The organism is Streptomyces sp. NPDC050988 (assembly GCF_044456225.1).
Classification (GTDB): Bacteria; Actinomycetota; Actinomycetes; order Streptomycetales; family Streptomycetaceae; genus Streptomyces.
This window is the reverse complement of record NZ_JBITFQ010000030.1, coordinates 28645-49336: the sequence shown is the minus strand read 5'-3', so window position 1 is coordinate 49336 and position 20692 is coordinate 28645. Positions and strand designations below refer to the sequence as shown.

Here is a 20692-nt window from a genome sequence, read left to right as displayed (position 1 = left end):
GGGCTCGCGCGACCCGCTGCGCGAATGTGCTTTCGCATCTTTTCAAGGGCCGCGGGAACGGCGCATAAGTGTGTGGTGATCACGTCAAGTGGAGGGCATCATGCGCGCATGCTGACGCGCCGAGCCGGTATCCGTACGGGAAAACCGACCGTCGCCGCGATCGCCCTGGTGATGACTCTGGCGGCCTGCGGCGGCGACTCCGACGACTCCGATTCCAGTAACGCCGGGAGCAACGGGCTGGAGCGGTCGAGCATCACCGTCGCAGCCCTCCCACTGGCCGACGACGCACCCCTCTACATCGCGCAGGGCCGGGGCCTGTTCAAGAAGGAGGGCCTGGACGTGCGCATCCAGCCCGTCCAGCAGAGCATCCAGGCACTGCCCGCCCTGTCGAAGGGGCAGGTCGACGTCATCGCGAGCGCGAACTACGTCACCTTCCTCCAGGCCCACGAGAAGGGCACCCTCGACCTCCGCATCCTCGCCGAGGGAGCGCGGGTCGCGCCGCACATGATGGACGTCCTCGTGCCCCAGGACTCGGACATCAGGAGCGTCGCAGACCTCAAGGGCAAGAAGGTCGCCGTCAACATCCTCAACAACATCCAGTCACTGACCCTGAACGCGATCCTCGACCAACAGGGCGCCGGCCGCCCCGAGTACCGGCAGATCGCCTTCCCGCAGATGGGACCCGCCCTGGAGAAGGGACAGGTCGACGCCGTCCACGCGGCCGAGCCCTTCAACAGCGCCATCCAGAACGACCTGAACGCCCGCGTCCTCGTCGACGGCGGCTCCGCCCCCGTGGAGTCCATACCGATCAGCGGTTACGTCACGACCCGCGGCTACGCCTCCGAGAACCCGAAGACCGCGGCGGCCTTCAAGCGGGCCATCGCGGCGGCCGCGGAGATCGCCACACAGGACCAGAGCGCCGTACGCGAGGAGTTGCCCAAGTACGCCAAGGTGACCGCGGACCAGGCCGAGTCGATCCGCCTGCCGGCCTACCCGGCGACCACAGACGTCACCCAGCTGCGCCGCCTCACCGAACTCATGGAGAAACAGGGCCTGTTGAAGAAGGCGATCGATCCGGGAACGTTGCTCGTCAAGTGAGTCACGTGAGTCGAGCGGGGAGACGTCGTCAGGATCTGCTGCTCGGTGCGCTCGGCGTGCTGCTCGCCTTCGGCGTGTGCGAGGCGGTCGGCCGGGCCGGGCTGGTACGCCGCAGCTATCTGCCGCCCGCCTCCGAAGTCCTGGCGCGGGCGGTGGAGTTGGCGGGCGATCGGGTCTTCCTGGACGGGGTCGGAGCCACGGTCCGGGCCTGGGCCCTCGGCCTCGGCCTCGCCTGCGCGATCGCCGTACCGCTGGGGCTGCTGCTCGGCAGCGTGCCCGTGGTCGACGAAGCCGTGCGCGCGATCGTCGAGTTCCTGCGGCCCATGCCGTCCGTCGCGCTGATCCCTCTCGTGTCCCTGCTGCTGGGCTCCGGTACGGAGACGAAGGTCGCCCTGATCACGTACGCCTCCGTCTGGCCCATCCTCTTCAACACCGTCTACGGACTCGGTGAGACCGATCCCCTGGCCAAGGACACGCTGCGTGCCTTCGGCTTCGGGCGTCTCTCGGTACTCCTGCGGGTCGAACTCCCCGCCACCGCGCCCTTCATCGCCGCCGGCCTCCGCATCTCCGCCGCCGTCGCCCTGGTCCTCGCCGTCGCCACCGAGATCCTCGCCGGTTTCGGGGAGGGCCTCGGCATCTTCATCGCCCAGTCCGGCCTGTCGACGGACGGCACGCGGGACGTACTGGCGGGGGTGGTGTGGGCCGGGGCCCTGGGGCTTGTCATCAACAGCGTGCTGGTGTGGGGAGAGCGGAGGTTGTTCCCTTGGACGCCGGAGCATCGGGGGACGCGGTGAGGTGGGTGCGGGGTTTGCTTTTCGCCCCCGCCGCCCCTACCCATTCCCGTCACTTACTCGGGGGCTCCGCCCCCGAACCCCCAAAAGACTGCGCAGTTCCCCGCGCCCCTAGGTCTTTAGGGGCGCGGGGAACTGCGCGATCAGCCACGGCCGGACCCGCACCCGAAATCGCACCCACGGGGTCTGGGGCGGAGCCCCAGTGGACGGGAATGGGTAGGGGCGGCGGGGGCGAGATCCAGGACGGTGAGGTTGGTCGATGAGGGGCGGTAAGGCGGCGCGCAGCGCACTGCTCCGGTGGGGCGTGCTCGCCGTGGCCATCGGCGGGTGGCAACTCGCCACCCGCACCCACACCAGCGTCTACTTCCCGCCACCCTCGGAAATCGCCCGCCACACCCACGACCTGTGGTTCTCGGGCCCGCCCACCCACGCCTTCCTCACCCCGGAGGCCACCGAGAACATCCTCCCCAGCCTCGCCCGCATGACCACAGGCTTCGCCCTGGCCGCAGCCGCGGGAATCGCCCTGGGCACAGCCCTGGGCCGCTCCCACCGCGCCTACGCCCTCTGCAACCCGGTCCTCCAGTTCGCCCGAGCCATCCCACCCCCGGCCCTGGTCCCCGTCTTCGTCGTGATCTTCGACTTCGGCACCCAGATGCAACTCGCGTCGATCGTCTTCAGCGCCATCTGGCCCGTACTGATCAACACGGCGGAGGGCGCCCGCAACACCGACCCCCTCCGCATCGACGTGGCAGCCGTACTACGCCTCACCACGGCAGAACGACTCTGGCTCCTGTTCCTGCCCTCGGCCCTGCCCCGCATCTTCGCGGGCCTGCGCCTGAGCCTCTCGCTCTCCCTCATCCTGATGGTCTTCTCGGAGCTGCTGCCCGGTACGGCGAACGGCATCGGCTTCACACTCACCGACGCCCAGTCGCGCTCCGACCTGCTCACCGTGTGGGCCGCGCTGGTGCTGCTCGGCGCACTCGGATACGTACTCAACACCGGCCTGTTGGCGGTCGAGAAGCGACTGCTGGGCAAAGGGAGGCCTGCATGACGCCGAAGCCGAAGCCGAAGCCGAAGCCGAAGCCGAAGCCGATGCCGAAGCCGAAGCCGAAGCCGGAGCGGGGGGCGAAGCCGGACGCGGGACCGGGCCGTGCGGCGGAGAACGTCACCGTCCTGGAAGCGGTCATCCGGCTATGCCGGGACACCGGCATGACCACCGTCTTCGGCAACCCGGGCTCCACGGAACTGCGTATGTTCCGCGACTGGCCCGAAGACTTCACCTATGTGTTGGGACTACAGGAATCCGTGGCCGTGGGCATGGCGGCAGGACACGCACTGGGCACAGGCCGCGCGGCTCTCGTCAGCCTCCACTCGGCGGGCGGAGTGGGCCACGCCCTGGGCGCCGTCTTCAACGCGTACCGCGACCGCGTGCCCCTCGTGGTCCTGGCCGGCCAGCAGTCGCGCGCCCTGACCCAGCTGAGGCCGTTCCTCGGAGCCGACGACCCCGTACAGTTCCCGCGCCCGTACGTGAAGTCGAGCCGTCAGCCGGACCGCGCGGCCGACGTACCCGCCGTGCTCGCCGAGGCCCACCGCCTCGCCATGTCGCATCCGCGCGGCCCCGTCTTCGTGTCCGTCCCCGAGGACGACTGGGACCGGCCGGCCGCGCACGTCGAACCGCGCACGCTGCACGGCACGTTCACCGCCGACACGAGCGCCCTGTCCGCCCTGGCGACACGCCTGGACACCTGCGAGCGACCCGCGCTGGTCGTCGGTCCCGGAGTCGACGACGAGCAGGCGACCGCCGAGGTCCGCGTCCTCGCCGAACGCACCCGCGCCGCCGTATGGATCAGCCCGATGTCCGGCCGCTCCGGTTTCCCCGAGTCGCATCCGCTCTTCCAGGGGTTCCTGCCGCCGGCGGCCGACCGGCTGGCGGCCTGCCTGGAGGCGTACGACGTGGTGGTGGCCCTGGGCGCGCCCCTGTTCACGTACCACTTCTACACGGAGAGCCCGCCGCTGCCCGCGCGTACCGAGCTCTTCCACCTCGACTGCGACCCGGGGCAGGCGGCCTGGCTGCCGACGGGAACGAGCATCGTCACGACGCTGAAGCCGGCCGTCGGCCAACTAGCCGCGCTGGTGCGGGAGTCGGACCGCAAGCCACCGCCCTCCCGCCCGGCACCCCTCCCCGCCCGCGCCCCCGGCGACGGCCCGATCACGCCGGAACTCGTACTCGACCTGCTCCAGGAGCGGCTGCCCCGCGACCGTGTCCTCGTGGAGGAGACACCCAGCCATCGCGAAGCGCTCCACGCGCGCGTGCGCATCGAATCGGCGGGCGGGTTCCTCACCACCGGCAGCGGGGCGCTCGGCTGGGGGCTGCCGCTCGCCGTGGGGCGCGCGCTGGCCGACCGGCGGCGGGTGGTGTGCCTTGTCGGCGACGGCTCGGCGATGTACTCCGTACAGGCCCTGTGGACCGCCGCGCGCCACCGGGTGCCCGTCACGTACGTCCTCCTCGACAACGGCGGATACGCCGCCGTACGCGCACTCGGCCGCCGCATCGACATCGCACACGTGCCCGGCACGGACATCGGAGGCATCGATTTCTCCCGGGTCGCGACGGGCTTCGGCTGCCCGGCGGCGTACGTGGAGGAGTCCGCCGGCCTCCCCGCCGCACTCGACCGTGCGCTGACCGGCCACGGTGACGAGGACGGGCCCTTCCTGCTCCATGTCCGGGTCGACGACGGCGCGTTCGACTCCGACTCCAGGGACAGGTGACCGCCCCGCATGCTCCGTCTCGACTCGCTCGGCCAGCGGTACGGCGACCATCCCGTCCTGCACGACATCACGCTCACCGTCCCCGACGGCCAACTCCTGTGTGTCGTCGGGCCGTCCGGGTGCGGCAAGTCGACGCTGCTCCGCACCATCGCGGGGCTGCGGCCCGCGCGGGAGGGAACCGTCAGCGTCGACGGGGAGCCCGTCACCGGTGTGCCCGAGCGGCTCGCCGTCGTCTTCCAGGACTACGGGCGGTCGCTCTTCCCCTGGTTGTCCGTCCGGGAGAACGTCGCCCTCCCCCTGCGACGGCGGGGGCTCGGTCGGGCCGAGCGGCGGGACGAGGCCGAGCGGATGCTGGAACGGGTGGGGCTCCCCGGTGCGGGTCGCCGTCATCCCTGGCAGCTCTCCGGAGGTATGCAGCAGCGTGTCGCGATCGCCCGCGCCCTGGTCTGCCGCCCCTCCCTCCTCCTCATGGACGAGCCCTTCGGCTCCCTCGACGCCCAGACCCGCGAGGACCTCGAGGACCTCCTCCTCGAAGTCCACCAGGCCGAGGGGCCGACGATCGTGTTCGTCACGCACGACATCGACGAGAGCGTGTACGTCGGAGACCGCGTGGTCGTCCTGTCCTCCGGCCCCGGTTCCCGGATCGTCCTCGACCTCCCGGTCACCTTGCCCGGCAAGCGCGACCAGATCGCGACGCGGGGGTTGCCGGAGTTCGTGGCGTTGCGGGCGGAGGTGGGGAGGGCGGTACGGGGCTGAAGGGGGGCGGGCTTTTTCCTCGCCCCCGCCGCCCCTACCCGTCCCATCCTTCTGGGGCTCCGCCCCAGGCCCCGTGGGGTGCGTTGTCGGGGTGCGGGCCGGTGGGGGCTTGTCGCGCAGTTCCCCGCGCCCCTGAAGACCGACCTAGGGGCGCGGGGAACTGCGCAATCTTTTGGGGGTTCGGGGGCGGAGCCCCTGAGTCAGGGACGGGAATGGGTAGGGGCGGCGGGGGCGAAAAAAGACCCGGTCAACCCAGCCGTACGTCCTGCCAGACCATCCGGTGGTCCGACGTCGGGACCACCGTCCCGTTGCCGACCAGACGGTAGAGCGGATCGTCGGACGTGGGCCAGAAGACACCGTTGCCGACCGCCGTCAGACCACGCGACGGAATGACATGGTCGACCCGGAGGTTCCCGGGCGCGGTGTCACCGAAGTCCGCCGTGTCATACGCGGGCTTCCCGACATGCGAGGCATTCGCACCCCCTTGGAGACGGGAGGCCTCCACGCCACCACGAGAGGCGGGCGGCACGCCGGGCAACCGCACGGCCGAGTGGTCCAGCAACTGCCGCACCGCGTTGTCGTAGCTGTCCCCGTCGAACGGATCGGCGTTCAGATCACCCGCGATCACGAAACGGGCCCCGGCCCGCAGACCGCCCCGTACACCCCGGTCGTCGTACAGGTACGCCCCACGCCGCCGCCCCCCGATGTAGTCCGCCCACAGCCGGATCTCGTCGTGGTTGCGCCGCCCGTTGCGGTCCTCGGCCCCGTCGAAGGTGGGCGGAGTCGGATGCGAGACGAGGAAGTGCACGGTGGAGGAGGAACCGTGGCCGAGCCGGATCGGCAGGTCCCAGTGGCTCTTGGAGGACAGCCGCAGGATCGCCGTGGCCTCCGCGCTGTAGTAGCCCTCCGGCATGACGTTGCCCGGCATGTCCTTCCACAGGAAGTGCTGGAAGGTACGGGCCGCCCGGACGTCGATCGGATACTTGGAGAGGACGGCCATGCCGTACTGGCCGGGGAACCAGCCGTACCCGAAGGCGTCCTGCCCGTACGCGTCGGAACCCGGCGTGGTGACGGCGCCGTTCTTGCCGTCGAGGTCCACCCCGGAGGCGACACCGGTGTTGACGGGCGCGGTGAAGCGGTACGGGAAACGCACCGGCTTCGCGCCGTTCTGGCCCACGGCGAGGTAGTTGCGGAGGAACAGCCGGACCGCGGTGCCGTCCTCGTCGTAGTCGAACTCGTTGATCAGCAGAACGTCCGGGTCGACCCGCTGGATGGTCTCGGCGACGTTGCGGGCCTGCTGGTTGTCCGGCGTGGACAGGTCCGTGACGAGGGCGCCCTGAGTGCCGCGGTTCAGCGAGGCGTTGAAGGTGGCGAAGCGGACGGCGCGTCGGTGCGAGTTCGCGTTGGCGGAGGCGTCGAACGCCGTCGTGCCGGCCAGGGCGGCTCCGGTGAGACCGGCGAGCGCGGCACGGCGCGAGAACGACGGGCGGTGCGGTCTGGGGTGGTTCATCGGTACTCCGGGGGAGGGAGGAGAGACGAGGAGGGCACGTGAACTCCCGTAGTCTGCGCGCGTAGACGCGGGTGGCACAAGGGTCTGCCGGGGACTCACGGACGGCGGTGAAGCGGGGCTTTCGGACGGCCGACGCCCTGGTGTACGCACGTCGTACGGGTTCATCGCACGTGCTCCGGTGCCGGCCCGCAGGGCATTGCACCGGGCGCTCGCAGGGCGCAGGACAGCACACCTTTCCCCGAACCGCCTCCCGACACTCATCCGTTCACGCGATGGTGCGATCATGTGCCGCCGTACGGATGCCCGTGGGAGGCCGCGGGTAGGGCCGGGCCATGACGCAGCCGTTCGAACTCCCGCACTTCTACATGCCGTATCCCGCGCGGCTGAACCCGCATCTCGACGAGGCGCGCGCCCATTCGAGCGAGTGGGCGCGCGGTATGGGCATGCTGGAGGGCTCCGGTATCTGGGAGCAGGCCGACCTCGACGCGCACGACTACGGCCTGTTGTGCGCGTACACGCATCCGGAGTGCGACGGGCCGGCCCTCTCGCTCATCACCGACTGGTACGTGTGGGTCTTCTTCTTCGACGACCACTTCCTGGAGACGTTCAAGCGCAGCCAGGACCGCTCCGGCGGCAAGGAGTACCTGGACCGGCTCCCGCTCTTCATGCCGCTCGACCTGTCGACACCTGTGCCGGAGCCGCGCAATCCCGTCGAGGCCGGACTCGCCGACCTGTGGGCGCGCACGGTTCCCTCGATGTCCCTGGGCTGGCGCAAGCGGTTCGCCGAGTCCACCGAGCATCTGCTCAACGAGTCGATGTGGGAGCTGTCCAACATCAACGAGGGGCGGATCGCCAACCCCGTCGAGTACATCGAGATGCGCCGCAAGGTCGGCGGCGCCCCCTGGTCGGCGGGGCTCGTGGAGTTCGCGACGGCCGAGATCCCCGAACCCGTCGCCGGAACCCGGCCGTTGCGCGTGCTCATGGAGACGTTCTCCGACGCCGTGCACCTGCGCAACGACCTCTTCTCGTACCAGCGGGAGGTCGAGGACGAGGGCGAGTTGAGCAACGGCGTGCTCGTCCTGGAGACCTTCTTCGGCTGCACCACCCAGCAGGCCGCCGACACCGTGAACGACATCCTCACCTCGCGGCTGCACCAGTTCGAGCACACGGCGCTCACCGAAGTGCCCGCGCTGGCCCTGGACAAGGGCCTCACACCGGACGAGGTCCGGGCGATCGGCGCGTACGCACAGGGACTGCAGGACTGGCAGTCGGGCGGCCACGAGTGGCATCTGCGGTCGAGCCGCTACATGAACGAGGGGGCTCTCGCGACCTCACCGCTGACCGGCCTCACGGGCCCGGGCACCTCCGCCGCCGACGTGGGGGCGCTGCTCGCCGCCGCCGGTGACGAGCGGCTGCGCGCGTACACCCATGTCCCGTACCAGAAGGTGGGACCGTCCCAACTCCCCGACTTCCACATGCCGTTCCAGGTCCGGCTGAACGCCGATCTGGACGGGGCGCGACAGCGCATCATTCCGTGGTCGCACAGCATGGGCATCCTGTCGGAGGGCGTCTGGGACGAGGACAAGCTCGTCGCGTACGACCTGCCGCTGTGCTCGGCCGGCCTCGATCCCGACGGTACGCCGGAGGCGCTGGACCTCAGCGCGCAGTGGCTCGTGTGGGGGACGTACGGCGACGACTACTACCCGATGGTGTTCGGGCACCGGCGTGACGTGGCCGCGGCGAAGCTGTGCACCGATCGGCTCTCCGCCTGTATGCCCCTCGCGGGCGAGGAGATCCCGCCCCCGGCCAACGCGATGGAGCGGGCCCTCGCCGACCTGTGGCGGCGTACGACGGTCACGATGCCCCTGGAGGCGCGCCGCACCTTCCGGGCCTCGGTGGACGTGATGACCGAGAGCTGGGTGTGGGAGCTGTCCAACCAGTTGCAGAACCGCATCCCCGACCCCGTCGACTATCTGGAGATGCGCCGCGCCACCTTCGGCTCCGACCTCACCAAGAGCCTGTGCCGCCTGGGCCACGGCCCGGCGGTGCCTCCCGAGGTCTACCGCAGCGGTCCGGTCCGTTCGCTGGAGAACGCCGCGATCGACTACGGGATGCTCATCAACGACGTCTTCTCGTACCAGAAGGAGATCGAGTACGAGGGAGAGGTGCACAACGCGATCCTCGTCGTGCAGAACTTCTTCGGCTGCGACTACCCGACGGGACTCGGCGTCGTCCATGACCTGATGACCCAGCGCATGAAGCAGTTCCAGCATGTCGCCGCCAACGAGTTCCCTCTCCTCTACGGGGACTTCCAGCTCTCCGACGAGGCCCGTCAGATCATGGAGGGCTATGTCGTCGAGCTGCAGAACTGGATGGCCGGCATCCTGAAGTGGCACTACGACTGCCGTCGTTACGGGGCCGCCGACCTGGCCCGCCGCGCCCACGGCTTCGTACCGGGACAGCTCCCGGGCCTGCCGATCGCCGCCAGTCGGCAGAGGGCGTCGATCGGGGCTCTCTGACGGGGCCGCCGCCGCGCATCACCCGTTCGAGGATCGTGGCGTGCCGGTGCGGAGGGTAGGGCTCTGGCCGGAGGCGATCACCAATGGAACAGACCGCGTTGCGTCCCAAGCCGATGCCGGGCCGGGAACCGGGAGGCGACCGTCCGCCCGGCCCGGCCCGCCGCCCGCACGCCGCACGCCGGCGCGGGCGACGGCTCATGACCCTGTTGTTCAGCCTGTTCGTCGGGGCGGTCCTCGTGCTGTCGGGGATCGGCCTCGGCACCGTGGGCGCCACGGTGATCGGCATGAGCAAGCTGGCCGACCTGCGGAGGGAGGCGGGCGAAGCGGGCGGTGCGCCGGGGGCGTCCGGCCCGGCGCAAGGGCAGGCGGAGGGCCCGGCGCATGGGCCGGGAGGCTCCAAGTCGGCCCCAGGCACCGGGAGTTCCGCCTCGCCGAAGAATGCGTCCCGGGATCCGGGGAACGGTTCACCCGAAGAGCGGCTCACCCTCGGCGTGGAGGCCGTCGACTCCTCCAAGGGCCCCGGCGCGCTCCTCGTAGGCGTGCACGTCCCCGGCCCCGGCTACACCGCTGGTCTCGTACGGGGTGACGTCCTGCTCGCCTTCGGCCGGACCCGTGTCGACTCGGCCGCCGACCTCGCGCGGGCCGTCGCCGCCGCACGCCCCGGCACCGCGGTCACGCTCACGCTGCGGCACGCGAGCGGCGGCTACCAACAGCTGTCGGTGACCCCCGGCGTCGTCACCTGACGTGACCCGCCGTCACAGGGTCACGCCGACCCGCCGTCACACGGTCACGCCGGACCCGCCGTCACACGGTCACGCCGGACCCGCCGTCACACGGCCACCCTGAAGTGGCTCGTCAGCCGGCCCTCGTCGTCCAGCACATGAAAGGCGAACCCGGGAGGCGCCTCCCGGTCCGCCGCCCCCTCGCCCTCCCACGGCAGCCGCAGCGTCCAGGTCACTCCGGGCCCGACGACCAGCGGCCGCCCGCCGAACGCCGTGGCCGCGGGCGTGTGGGCGTGCCCGGTGATGATCCCGGCGACCGCACTCCTGCGCTCCAGCAGTGCGGCCAGCGCCGACGGCCGGCGCAACTGATAGGCGTCCGGCAGCGGATGGTGCAGCGCCACCGGCGGATGGTGGAAGGCGAGCAGCGCGGGCAGCCCGTCGAGTCCGTCGAGCGTCTCCTCGATCCAGGCGTACGTCTCCTCGTCCAGCTCGCCCTCGTCGCTGCCCGGCACGCTGGAGTCGCACATCAGGACGGCCGCGTCGTCGAAGACCCGCACGCTGTTGACCGGCCCGTCGCCCGCCGGTTCGCCGAGCAGCGCCTTGCGGTAGGGCGCGCGGCTGTCGTGGTTGCCTGGACACGTCAGTACGGGGAAGGGGGCGCCGCGGTCGCGCAGCCCCAGGACGCGCGCGGCCTCCTCGTACTCGGCCTCCGTCCCGTGGTCCGCGATGTCCCCAGTGACCAGTAGGGCGTCCACCGGGCCCGGCAGCTCCCACAGCCGGTCCCGCACCCGCTCGGCGCGCTCCGTCGCCCGCCCGGTCCCGTCGAGATGAAGGTCGCTGATGTGTGCGAGCACGAGCATGGTGGATTCCGCCTCCCCTGGATGGCCATCTAATGGCTTGGGTTCATCCAAGCATTAGAGCTAATGGTTGGGCAACCGAGGATCGTTAAATGTCTTGGCCGCGCCCCCTCCACCGGGCCACGATGGGCCCCATGCTGAGCACCCTCCTCGCCTTCCTCGGCGCCTGCACCTTGATCGCCGCCTCGCCCGGGCCGAGCACGGTGCTGATCATCAGGCAGTCCCTGCAGAGCAGGCGTTCCGGATTCCTGACGGTGCTGGGCAACGAGACCGGCGTCTTCGTGTGGGGAGTCGTCGCCGCGTGCGGCCTCACCGCACTGCTCGCCGCCTCCGAAATGGCGTACGACGTGATGCGCGTCGTGGGCGCTGTCGTGCTGGTCGTCTTCGGCGTACAGATGCTGTGGCAGGCGCGGCGCGCCAAGCGGGCGGCGGACGACGGCCTGGGCGACGGCGGTGGGAAGAGCGGCTGGGCCTCCTACCGGACCGGGCTGCTGATCAACCTCGCCAACCCCAAGGCGGCGATCTTCGCGATGTCCTTCCTCCCGCAGTTCGTGCCGGAGGGCGCCCCGCACCTGCCCACCATGGTCGGGCTCGCCGCCCTCTGGGCGGTCTACGAGATCGGCTACTACAGCCTGTACGTCTGGTTCGTCGGCCGGATGAAGACCGTGCTGTCCCGGGCCGGAGTACGGCGCAGGCTGGAACAGGTCTCCGGAGGAGTGCTGCTGCTCCTCGGCGCCCGCCTCGCCCTGGAGGGCTGATGCCGTCACGGCAGGACGCTGTCGCGAAAGTAGTGGTGACCGGCTCGCGCCGCCCCCGCTGTCCGGGCAGGATGCTGCCCGTAGCCCCTTTTGAACCACGGAGGCCCGGATGACCGGCACGCCCGCGCCCTTCACCGCCGACGACTACCAGGCACGGATGGAGCGCGCCGCACGGGCCGCCGCCGACGCGGGGCTCGCCGGGGTGCTGGTCGCGCCAGGACCCGACCTCGTCTGGCTCACCGGCTACGCGCCGCCCGCGGCCACCGAGCGGCTCACCCTGCTGGTGCTCGTCGCCGGACAGGACCCCGTACTCGTCGTGCCCACCCTGGAGGCCCCGGACGCCGAGAAGGCGGCGGGCGCGCCCGCGCTGACCCTGCGCGACTGGACCGACGGCAAGGACCCGTACGCGACGACGGCCCCGCTCCTCGACGCCGCGGGCAGCTTCGGCGTCAGCGACAACGCCTGGGCGCTGCACCTGCTCGGCCTCCAGAAGGCGCTGCCCGGCACCTCGTACGTCTCCCTCACCGAAGGGCTGCCGATGCTCCGGGCCGTCAAGGACGCGGCGGAACTGGAACGGCTGGCGGCTGCGGGAGAGGCCGCGGACGCGACGTACGAGGAGATCCTCAAGGTCTCCTTCGCCGGCCGCCGCGAGTCGGAGGTCGCCGGTGATCTCGCCGACCTGCTGCGGCGGTTCGGGCACTCACAGGTGGACTTCACGGTCGTCGGGTCGGGACCGAACGGCGCCAACCCGCACCACGAGGCGGGCGAACGCGTCATCGAGAACGGCGACACGGTCGTCCTCGACTTCGGCGGGCTGAAGCACGGCTACGGCTCCGACACCTCCCGCACCGTGCACGTCGGCGAGCCGAGCGCCGAGGAGCGGCGGGTCCACGACGTCGTCCGCGAGGCCCAGGAGGCGGCGTTCCGGGCCGTACGGCCGGGCATAGCCTGCCAGGACGTCGACCGGGTCGCCCGCGCGCACATCACCGAGGCCGGTTACGGCGACCGCTTCATCCATCGCACCGGGCACGGCATCGGCGTCACCACCCATGAACCGCCCTACATGATCGAGGGCGAGGAGCAGCCGCTCGTGCCCGGGATGTGCTTCTCCGTAGAGCCCGGAATCTATCTGCCGGGCCGTTTCGGAGTACGCATAGAGGACATCGTGACGGTCACCGAGGACGGCGGACGCCGCCTCAACAACACCTCCCGGGAGATGGCCGTCGTGCACTGACCACCCCTCAGGAGACCCCGGACCCCGGACCCGAACGGCAGACGGCGCGACCATGACCCAGGCAGCGACACCCACCGCGGACACCGTGCGACGCCTCGTCCGCTCCCTCCTCCCGGACGGCGGCGGACCCGAGATCCGGCCCGTCGCCGAGGGCGGCGAGCACTCCACCTGGTTCGTGGGCGCACGCCATGTGCTGCGCCTCGCCCCGGACCGCGAGGCCTCGCTGCGCCGACGGCGCGAACTGCGACTGCGCGACCTGGTGCGCCCCCACATCGGCGTCTCGGTGCCGGTGAGCATCGCGCACGGCGAGTGGGCGAGCGGCCTGACGTACACGCTCGACACGCTGATCCCGGGCGGCTCCGGCGAGCGGCAGGACGTCTCCGCCGTGGGCGAGGCCGATCTGGCGGGACTGCTCACGGGGCTGCGGGAGGTGCCGGTGCGCCAGGCCGAGGCGCTCGGTGTGCCCAGGGCCGCGCCCCGGTCCCTCGAAGTGCTCCGGACCGCCGCCGAGCGCGCCGCCGAACAACTGGGTGCCGCCGACGAGTTCGACCCCGCCCGGCTCCAGCAGCTGACCGCGCCCGCGGCCGGCCAGCTCGCCGCGCAGCCCGGCGCCGCCTTCCTCGTCCACCACAACCTCAAGGGCGAGCACCTCGTGGTCAGCGCCGACGGTCGCGTACGCGGCGTGCTCGACTGGACCGACGCGGTGGTCGGCGACCCGGCCGAGGACATCGCGGGCCTCGCCCTCGCAGTCGGCGCGCCCGCCGCCGTCCGCGCGGCCACCCTCGCCGGCTACGGCGCCCGCCCCTGTCTGCGCGGCCTGTGGCTCGCCCGCTGCGACACCCTCACGCGCCTCGCCGACCACCTCCGCAGTCACGACAACGACCCCTTGCCGCTTCTCCGCTCCCAACTGCGACGCTCCTGGGAGGCGATCCTGCTGGAACGGGTCACGGAACTGCGGGACGAGACGGACGAGACGCTCTAGGGGCAGCCCGAAAGGTGGGCCGAGGGCGGCGCGCGTAAACGCTTGCGCAAGCGTTTACGCGCGCCCGGCGCCGGGCGACATCATCCCCGCCGGCACCCCGCCCGCCACACCCTCGTCACCCCTGCAGCAGCACCACACACGACTCGCCCGGCAGGCTGAGCACCCCGTCCGCGCCCGGAACCTCCACCGGCTCCCATGCCGCCAGTACGCGCGCGGGACGGGTGCCGAGGGGGATCTCCGCGGGGTCCTTGCCGAGGTTCACGGCCACCCGGACGTCACCGCGGCGGAAGGCGAGCCAGCGGGTGCGCTCGTCGTAGGCGACCTTGACGTCCGCGAGGTCGGGGTCGGAGAGGTCCGGCTGGGTGTGCCGCAGGGCGATGAGTTCGCGGTACCAGTCGAGCACGCGCGCGTGGAGCCCGTTCTCCGGTTCGGACCAGTCCAGGCAGGAGCGGTCACGGGTGGCGGGGTCCTGCGGGTCCGGGACGTCCTCCTCGGCCCACCCGTGCGCCGCGAACTCCCGCCGCCTGCCCCGGCGTACGGCCTCCGCCAGCTCGGGATCCGTGTGGTCAGTGAAGAACTGCCAGGGCGTGCCCGCCGCCCACTCCTCGCCCATGAACAGCATCGGCGTGAACGGTCCGGTCAGCGTCAGCGCGGCCGCGCAGGCCAGCAGGCCGGGGGAGAGAGAGGCCGAGAGCCGGTCGCCCTGGGCGCGGTTGCCGATCTGGTCGTGCGTCTGCGCGTACCCCAGGAGGCGGTGTGCGGAGACCTTCGTGAGGTCCAGCGGGCGGCCGTGCCGGCGACCGCGGAAACTCGAGTACGTACCGTCGTGGAAGAAGCCGGCCGTCAGCGTCTTCGCGACCGACGCGAGCGGGGACCGGCCGAAGTCCGCGTAGTAGCCCTGCGCCTCACCGGTCAGCGCGGTGTGCAGCGCGTGGTGGAAGTCGTCGTTCCACTGCGCGTGCAGCCCGAGCCCGTTCTCCTTGCGGGGCGTGATGATCCGTGGGTCCGCCAGATCCGACTCGGCGATGAGGAACAGCGGACGGCCCTGCTCCCCGGCGAACGCGTCCACGGCGGCCGACAGTTCCTCCAGGAAGTGACACGCGCGCGTGTCGCGCAGCGCGTGCACGGCGTCCAGCCGCAGCCCGTCGAACCGGTAGTCGCGCAGCCAGGCCAGCGCGCTGCCGAGCAGGAACGCCCGCACCTCGTCCGAGCCGGGCGCGTCCAGGTTCACGGCGGCGCCCCAGGGCGTGTGGTGCGTCTCCGTGAAGTACGGTCCGAAGGCCGGCAGGTAGTTGCCGGACGGCCCCAGGTGGTTGTGCACGACGTCCAGGACGACACCGAGCCCCAGCTCGTGTGCCCGGTCGACAAAGCGCTTCAGCGCCTCGGGGCCGCCGTACGGCTCGTGCACGGCCCACAGCGACACCCCCTCGTACCCCCAGCCGTGCCGCCCCGGGAACGGGCACAGCGGCATCAACTCGACGTGCGTCACGCCCAGTTCCACCAGATGCCCGAGTCGCTCGGCGGCCGCGTCCAGGGTTCCCTCGCGCGTGTACGTGCCCACGTGCAGCTCGTACAGCACGGCGCCCGGCAGCCCGCGCCCCGCCCACTCCGTACGCCACGCGTACCGCTCGTGGTCGACGACCGCGCTCAGCCCGTCGGGCCCGTCCGGCTGCCTGCGCGAGCGCGGATCGGGCAGTACGGGGCCGTCGTCGACCGCGAACCCGTACCGCGTGCCGTCCTGCGCCTCGGCCTCTCCCGTCCACCACCCCACGCGCTCCGGATCGGGCTCCAGCGCGCGCGTGGTGTCCGCGCAGTGGAGCGTCATGCGGTCGGCCTGTGGTGCCCACACCTCGAACTGCACGGACGGTTCTCCCTCGTCTGCTCACCGTGACGTCGCCGGTCCCATGGTGCGTCAAACGAGATCAATTCACCTTTGAATCCTCCGGATCGAACGACATGAAAGGACTGGATCCGACGTAGGTGCTCCTCTGAAGTGCTGTGTTTTCTGGACACTCCGGCCGCGCTGCCAGACAATCGGCTCCGTGACGTCGTCCTCCGAGTTCCACACCTATCCCGCTCCCGCGCGGTTGTCGGACGCCGAGCGCGACCGGGCGCTGAGGGTGCTGCGGGAGGGCGTCGCCCTGGGAAGGCTCTCGCACGACACGTTCGTACTGCGGATGGAACTCGCCTTCGCCGCCCGCACCTTGGACGAACTTGCCGCGCTCACCGCCGACCTGCGGACGGAGAGCCGTTGGTCGCGGGTGCTCTTCGGCGCGGTCGAGGCGGTCTCCGGCTTCACCGTGCGGCTGCGCAGGGCGTGGCAGGCCGAGAAGCTTCCCAAGCTGCTGCTGCCCCGGCCGGAGAACCGGTACCCGCTGCGTATCGGCCGCGACCCGGCCAGCGGTCTGCGGCTCAGCCACGAGACGGTGTCCCGGGTGCACGCCGAACTCACCCGCCAGGGCGGTATGTGGGTGCTGCGGGATCTGGGCTCGACCAATGGCACGTCCGTGAACGGGCGGCGGGTGATCGGGGCCGCCGTCGTCCAGGTCGGGGACCAGGTCAGTTTTGGGCGGATGGCGTTTCGGCTCGCCGCGGACTGACGCTTCGCTGTGCGGGAGGGTGGTCCTGCAGCTGCGGGTTCGTCGGCTGCGGGTTCGTTGTGGCTGGTCGCGCAGTTCCCCGCGCCCCTGAAGGGCGCGGAGTTGAAGCCTCCACCGGGTCGCCCCGACTGATGTGAACGTTTCGGCCGTGTCGTGGTGTTGACGTAACTCCACAGTCGTGACTCACTGTGCGTACGCCATGCACACCAAGTGAACCGATGGCTCTTCACAGCGGAGGTCAAGACGCTGTCGCCACTCCTCCGTTACCTGTCCGTCGACGAGCTTGGTCTGCGGGCGGCCGCGCTCGTCGACCGCCGCCCACGGGACGCCCGGCTCCGCCAAGTGGGCACGTCACGGGCCGGACTGCCCCTGTTGCTGCTGTCCGTCGGGCACGGCAGCCGCCAGGCCCTGATCGTCGCGGGACCCCACGCCAACGAGCCGGTCGGCGGCGCCACCGCGCTGCGGCTGGCCGAACGGGCCCTCGCCGACCCCCGGTTGTGCGACGGCGCCGACGTGACCTGGAACCTGCTGCTGTGCCTCGACCCCGACGGCGCCCGCCGCAACGAGGGCTGGCTGTCGGGCCCGTACACCCTCGGCCACTACTTCCGGCACTTCTTCCGCCCCGGCTTCCTCGAACAGCCCGAGTGGCTGCCCGACGGCGCGGCGGCGGCAGCCCTGCCGGAGACCCGCGCCCTGCTCACCCTCCAGGACGAACTGCGGCCCTTCTTCCAGTGCTCCCTGCACGGCGTCGACGTGGGCGGCGGCTTCGTCGAGCTGACCCGCGACCTGCCCGGACTCGCGCCGCGCCTCGCGCACATCGCGGGGCGCCTGGGCATCCCGCTGGAACTCGGGTCGTACGACACGCTGTACTGGCCGACCCTCGGGCCCGCGGTCTACCGGATCCCGCCACCGCGGCGCGGCGACCTGGCCGCGGCCATCACGGAGGCGGCAGTTGAGTCCACCTGGTTCCACCCGCATCCGTACGGCACGGTGACCGCCGTCGTCGAGGCGCCCATGTGGGGTGTGGCGGCCGTGGGGGACGCCTCGGCGCCCGCGGACACCGACGGGGCCCTGCGGACCGTCAGCCGCACGCTGCGGCGCGACACGGCCCTTCTGGAGGCCCTGCTGGCCCGTATCCGCCCCTCCCTGGACACGGCTCCGGACGCGGACCGTCTCCTCGCACCGGTCGACGACTACTTACTGGTCTGCCCCGGCCTCGCCGACTCCTGGGACCCCGACACCCGTCCGGTCACCGACGCGGACGGCGGCGCGCGCCCGCTGCCGCCGCTCGACACGGCCCGGCTGACCGCGCTGCGCATCTCCGGGCGGCGGATAGCGCTGCGTACGGCGGGGCTGCTGCGCCAGTTGGTGACCGCCGCCGGGCAGGACCCGTCCGGCGCGACGGCGGACCTCGACCGGCTCATCGACGAGTGGTGCGCGGACTACCACGACGGCCACGGGGCTCGCTGGATCCCGGTGGCGCGGCAGGTCGAGTACCACGCGCGCGTGGTACTCGCCGCGTTCGACCTGGCGCGGCACCGGGCACCCGTCCCGCCGGCCGGCGCGAGTCCGCTCGGTACGCCCCCGAGGAGGGCCGAAGTGCCGTTCGAGTGAGTCGGGGTGGGCCTCGGGGCCCGGTGTGCCGATGCACAGGCAATGACGAACACTCACAAAGCGACGGCGGCGGTACGCGCCTGTCTGCTGACCGCCTGCGCCCTCCTCGTGGCGGGTTCGGTACCGGCCCGGGCCGCGGCGCCCCCGGAGTCGCTCGCGGGCAACTGGCTCTACGTCACCGTCACCCGCGGCGACGCCCACTCCAGCGACACGCGCGGCACGCTGCTGCTGTGCGACCCGCCCCAGGGCCACGCGCACGCGGTACGTGCCTGCGAGGAACTTCGCGCCGCGGGCGGCGACATCGGCCGCATCCCGCCCAAGGAGATCTACTGCCCGATGATCTACGCCCCGGTCACCACCTCCGCGCGCGGCGAGTGGGGCGGCCGCGCGGTCACCTACAAGGAGACGCACTCCAACTCCTGTGTGATGGCGGCGCGGACGGGATCGGTGTTCGCCCTGTCGGACTGAACGCCGATCACAGCGAACCGCCGGGCACGCGCGCGAGCCGACCGCACGGCCCGCGCGCGTGCCCCGTACGGAAGAGCCCTGCGCGCACGTGCCGCGAACAAGAGCCCCGCGTGTGCCGCAGGGCAGGGCGCAGGCGCGCCGCTGGAAGAGATCCACGCGCGCGAGCCGACTGTCAGGCACATGCGCGTGCCGCAGGGAGAGGCCCGCGCACGCGTGTCGCAGGAAGAAGCCCACGCACGCGTGTCGTGCGGCACGGCCCGCGCGTGCCGCTGGAAGCAAGCTACGCGCGCACCCGCCTCAGAAAACGGCCCCACGCGCGCGAGTCGACCGTCAGGCACGTGCGCCTGCGGCAAGAAGGGCCCTACGTGCGCGTGCCGCAGGAAGAGGCCCACGCACGCGTGCCGCACGACACGGCCCGCGCGTGCCGCTGGAAGCAAGCCACGCGCGCGCCCGCCTCAGAAAGTGGCCCCCCACGCGCGCGAGCCGACCGTCAGCACGTGCGCGTGCCGCAAGAAGAGTCCTACGTGCGCGTGCCGCAGGAAAGGCCCACGCGCGCGTGCCGCACGGCACGGCCCACGCCTGCCGCTGGAAGCGAGCCACGTGCGCCCGCCTCAGAAAATGGCCCCCACGCGCGCGTGCCTCAAGCCGCCCGGTCCCGGGCGTGCCGGGCCGCTGCCACCACCGTGCGGCTCTGGTGTTCGACCTGGTGTTCCAGCGGCACCCAGCGCGCCCGGAAGCGTTCCGCGAACGCCTCGCTCCAGGACGCGACCAGGTGCTCCAGAGGGGGCGCGGCGCGGTCGTCGGCCTCCTGGAGGACCCGTAGGAGCATCGCCGCGGCCCGCAGGGGGAGCCGTCGGCCGAACGCGTCCACGCTGCCCACGTACGCCATCGTCGAGTCCGCGGGCGGCGTCCGTGCCCAGTCGCCCGCCAGCCCCGGAACCAGCTCCAGCGCCCACTTGGCGGCACGCAGCAGCGGGCCGTCCGGACCGGGAAGGCGCGGCAGCACCTCGGCGAGGACGCTCTCGACCTGGACCGCGTCCTGGAGGAGGCGGCGCGCCAGACGTCGCATGGCCGCCGCCGGGGCGGGATGCGGCGCGGGATCGTCGACCAGGTCGCTCGCCCACATCGGCACCTCGACGACCGCGGTCAGACCGCCGTACCGGTGGGCGTGGTACCAGGTGCTGTGCCGGGCGTCGTCCGGCATGCTCGGATACGCCAGGTCCGAACCCGGGGCGGGCATCACGTGCACGCCCGGCCCGGACGCGGGCCAGCCGGCGGCGTCCGAGGCGCCCGTCTCCACCGGGATGTTCAGCTCCGCCGCGGACTTGGCGAACGGTTCGGCGAGACCCGGGATGTCCTTGGTCAACTGCACCCAGCTGCCGCCGAGATCCGTTCCGTGGAGGGTCACCTGGAGGTAGGGGCGCAGTTCGTCGATGACCCGGGTCAGGGCCCGCGTCTCGGGCGGCAGCCGGTCGGGCGGCAGCACGGACGGCGACCACTCGGGCTGCTCCGGCCCCGCCGGGCGGAAGAAGCCGAGGTGGTAGTCGAGCAGGGTGCGCGGCGCCGGCGTCACATGGAGGCTGGCGCCGTCCGGGTCCGCGCAGAGCAGGAAGTGCCAGGAGGTGTCGGCCCGCAACTCCCGGTCGCGCAGCACCCGTTCGGTCAGCGACAGGAGGGTGGAGCCGCCCGTGGGCTCGTTGGCGTGGGCGCCCGCGACGACCAGCACCGAGCGCGCGGCGTGGCCGACCGAGAGGAGGTGCAGCGGCCGGCCGGCGCGCGAGGAACCGACCTGTCTGAGCGCACACAGGCCCGGCCGGTGGGCCGCCAACGCCCGGGCCGAGCAAACGATTTCGGTCACACTGGGGTAGCGCAGCTCCGGCAGGAGACTCACCCCCGACTAGGTCCGCCCGGCGTCGCAATCCGCAGTACTCCACGGACCGGATGAACTGTCAAGGATGTGAAGGGGCGCCACCAGGGAGCGCCCAGCAGCATTTACCGGTAGCCGGGGGGCATT

17 protein-coding genes are annotated in these 20692 nt (G+C 71.8%); 13 read left to right on the top strand and 4 right to left on the bottom strand.

All coding sequences use genetic code 11. The annotated features are described in order from the left end of the window. Positions 1 to 108: 108 nt before the first annotated feature. The 5 genes from ACIBEI_RS39600 (at position 109) to ACIBEI_RS39580 (ending at position 5414) form a co-directional block, all read left to right on the top strand. A complete protein-coding gene (locus tag ACIBEI_RS39600) occupies positions 109 to 1098 on the top strand; it encodes an ABC transporter substrate-binding protein (protein WP_398895489.1) in 990 nt (329 codons plus the stop codon). A 5-nt stretch (positions 1099 to 1103) separates the two neighbouring features. Further along, the gene (locus ACIBEI_RS39595) at positions 1104 to 1892 is read left to right on the top strand and encodes an ABC transporter permease (protein WP_398895488.1); all 789 of its coding nucleotides are present in this window, start codon (positions 1104 to 1106) and stop codon (positions 1890 to 1892) included. Positions 1893 to 2148: 256 nt separating this feature from the next. Beyond that, positions 2149 to 2940, top strand: coding sequence for an ABC transporter permease (locus ACIBEI_RS39590; protein WP_398895486.1), 792 nt, complete (start codon positions 2149 to 2151; stop codon positions 2938 to 2940). Continuing rightward, positions 2937 to 4658: a benzoylformate decarboxylase gene (gene mdlC / locus ACIBEI_RS39585; protein WP_398895484.1), complete on the top strand. Its 1722-nt coding sequence runs from the start codon at positions 2937 to 2939 to the stop codon at positions 4656 to 4658. The genes ACIBEI_RS39590 and mdlC overlap by 4 nt, the downstream gene beginning before the upstream one ends. 9 nt (positions 4659 to 4667) lie before the next feature. Further along, positions 4668 to 5414: an ABC transporter ATP-binding protein gene (locus ACIBEI_RS39580; protein WP_398895483.1), complete on the top strand. Its 747-nt coding sequence runs from the start codon at positions 4668 to 4670 to the stop codon at positions 5412 to 5414. 247 nt (positions 5415 to 5661) lie between these two features. Here ACIBEI_RS39580 and ACIBEI_RS39575 read toward each other — a convergent pair whose 3' ends face one another. Further along, the gene (locus tag ACIBEI_RS39575; RefSeq protein WP_398895482.1) at positions 5662 to 6924 is read right to left on the bottom strand and encodes an endonuclease/exonuclease/phosphatase family protein; all 1263 of its coding nucleotides are present in this window, start codon (positions 6922 to 6924) and stop codon (positions 5662 to 5664) included. A 332-nt stretch (positions 6925 to 7256) separates the two neighbouring features. Here ACIBEI_RS39575 and cyc2 point away from each other — a divergent pair, with 332 nt between their 5' ends. Both cyc2 and ACIBEI_RS39565 read left to right on the top strand, forming a co-directional pair. Beyond that, positions 7257 to 9443: a germacradienol/geosmin synthase Cyc2 gene (gene cyc2, locus ACIBEI_RS39570; RefSeq protein ID WP_398895480.1), complete on the top strand. Its 2187-nt coding sequence runs from the start codon at positions 7257 to 7259 to the stop codon at positions 9441 to 9443. A gap of 83 nt (positions 9444 to 9526) precedes the next feature. Next, entirely contained in the window at positions 9527 to 10186 is a 660-nt protein-coding gene (locus tag ACIBEI_RS39565) for a PDZ domain-containing protein (protein ID WP_398895478.1), read from the top strand. Between the two features lie 86 nt (positions 10187 to 10272). Here ACIBEI_RS39565 and ACIBEI_RS39560 read toward each other — a convergent pair whose 3' ends face one another. Then, the gene (locus ACIBEI_RS39560; protein ID WP_398895476.1) at positions 10273 to 11025 is read right to left on the bottom strand and encodes a phosphodiesterase; all 753 of its coding nucleotides are present in this window, start codon (positions 11023 to 11025) and stop codon (positions 10273 to 10275) included. Positions 11026 to 11156: 131 nt separating this feature from the next. Here ACIBEI_RS39560 and ACIBEI_RS39555 point away from each other — a divergent pair, with 131 nt between their 5' ends. The 3 genes from ACIBEI_RS39555 to ACIBEI_RS39545 all read left to right on the top strand — a co-directional run bounded on the left by ACIBEI_RS39555 (position 11157) and on the right by ACIBEI_RS39545 (position 13996). Beyond that, a complete protein-coding gene (locus tag ACIBEI_RS39555; protein WP_398895475.1) occupies positions 11157 to 11780 on the top strand; it encodes a LysE family translocator in 624 nt (207 codons plus the stop codon). Positions 11781 to 11889: 109 nt separating this feature from the next. After that, positions 11890 to 13014 (top strand): aminopeptidase P family protein, encoded by a 1125-nt coding sequence (locus tag ACIBEI_RS39550; RefSeq protein WP_398895473.1) that lies wholly within the window; start codon positions 11890 to 11892, stop codon positions 13012 to 13014. 52 nt (positions 13015 to 13066) lie between these two features. Continuing rightward, positions 13067 to 13996: an aminoglycoside phosphotransferase family protein gene (locus ACIBEI_RS39545; protein WP_398895471.1), complete on the top strand. Its 930-nt coding sequence runs from the start codon at positions 13067 to 13069 to the stop codon at positions 13994 to 13996. A 115-nt stretch (positions 13997 to 14111) separates the two neighbouring features. On the opposite strand, the gene treZ is transcribed toward ACIBEI_RS39545, so the two are convergent. Next, positions 14112 to 15857 carry a malto-oligosyltrehalose trehalohydrolase gene (treZ, locus tag ACIBEI_RS39540; protein ID WP_398895470.1) on the bottom strand — a complete coding sequence of 582 codons (1746 nt, stop codon included), beginning with the start codon at positions 15855 to 15857 and terminating at the stop codon, positions 14112 to 14114. Positions 15858 to 16038: 181 nt separating this feature from the next. Here treZ and ACIBEI_RS39535 point away from each other — a divergent pair, with 181 nt between their 5' ends. From ACIBEI_RS39535 to ACIBEI_RS39525, 3 genes are all read left to right on the top strand, one after another. Then, positions 16039 to 16596, top strand: coding sequence for an FHA domain-containing protein (locus ACIBEI_RS39535; RefSeq protein WP_398895468.1), 558 nt, complete (start codon positions 16039 to 16041; stop codon positions 16594 to 16596). A 210-nt stretch (positions 16597 to 16806) separates the two neighbouring features. Continuing rightward, complete coding sequence (locus ACIBEI_RS39530) at positions 16807 to 18210, top strand: M14 family zinc carboxypeptidase (protein ID WP_398895467.1); 1404 nt, start codon at positions 16807 to 16809, stop codon at positions 18208 to 18210. A 42-nt stretch (positions 18211 to 18252) separates the two neighbouring features. Then, positions 18253 to 18678 (top strand): SSI family serine proteinase inhibitor, encoded by a 426-nt coding sequence (locus ACIBEI_RS39525; protein ID WP_398895466.1) that lies wholly within the window; start codon positions 18253 to 18255, stop codon positions 18676 to 18678. Positions 18679 to 19318: 640 nt separating this feature from the next. Here ACIBEI_RS39525 and ACIBEI_RS39520 read toward each other — a convergent pair. Beyond that, positions 19319 to 20569 carry a M14 family zinc carboxypeptidase gene (locus ACIBEI_RS39520; RefSeq protein WP_398895465.1) on the bottom strand — a complete coding sequence of 417 codons (1251 nt, stop codon included), beginning with the start codon at positions 20567 to 20569 and terminating at the stop codon, positions 19319 to 19321. Between the last annotated feature and the right edge of the window lie 123 nt (positions 20570 to 20692).

What these genes read in the sequence shown, in the direction of transcription:
- ACIBEI_RS39550 (WP_398895473.1), top strand. Translation starts at nt 11,890, where the DNA reads ATGACCGGCACGCCCGCGCCCTTCACCGCCGACGACTACCAGGCACGG.
- ACIBEI_RS39560 (WP_398895476.1), bottom strand. Translation starts at nt 11,025, where the DNA reads ATGCTCGTGCTCGCACACATCAGCGACCTTCATCTCGACGGGACCGGG.
- ACIBEI_RS39555 (WP_398895475.1), top strand. Translation starts at nt 11,157, where the DNA reads ATGCTGAGCACCCTCCTCGCCTTCCTCGGCGCCTGCACCTTGATCGCC.
- ACIBEI_RS39600 (WP_398895489.1), top strand. Translation starts at nt 109, where the DNA reads ATGCTGACGCGCCGAGCCGGTATCCGTACGGGAAAACCGACCGTCGCC.
- ACIBEI_RS39580 (WP_398895483.1), top strand. Translation starts at nt 4,668, where the DNA reads ATGCTCCGTCTCGACTCGCTCGGCCAGCGGTACGGCGACCATCCCGTC.
- ACIBEI_RS39565 (WP_398895478.1), top strand. Translation starts at nt 9,527, where the DNA reads ATGGAACAGACCGCGTTGCGTCCCAAGCCGATGCCGGGCCGGGAACCG.
- ACIBEI_RS39575 (WP_398895482.1), bottom strand. Translation starts at nt 6,924, where the DNA reads ATGAACCACCCCAGACCGCACCGCCCGTCGTTCTCGCGCCGTGCCGCG.
- cyc2 (WP_398895480.1), top strand. Translation starts at nt 7,257, where the DNA reads ATGACGCAGCCGTTCGAACTCCCGCACTTCTACATGCCGTATCCCGCG.
- mdlC (WP_398895484.1), top strand. Translation starts at nt 2,937, where the DNA reads ATGACGCCGAAGCCGAAGCCGAAGCCGAAGCCGAAGCCGAAGCCGATG.
- ACIBEI_RS39545 (WP_398895471.1), top strand. Translation starts at nt 13,067, where the DNA reads ATGACCCAGGCAGCGACACCCACCGCGGACACCGTGCGACGCCTCGTC.
- ACIBEI_RS39525 (WP_398895466.1), top strand. Translation starts at nt 18,253, where the DNA reads ATGACGAACACTCACAAAGCGACGGCGGCGGTACGCGCCTGTCTGCTG.
- ACIBEI_RS39590 (WP_398895486.1), top strand. Translation starts at nt 2,149, where the DNA reads ATGAGGGGCGGTAAGGCGGCGCGCAGCGCACTGCTCCGGTGGGGCGTG.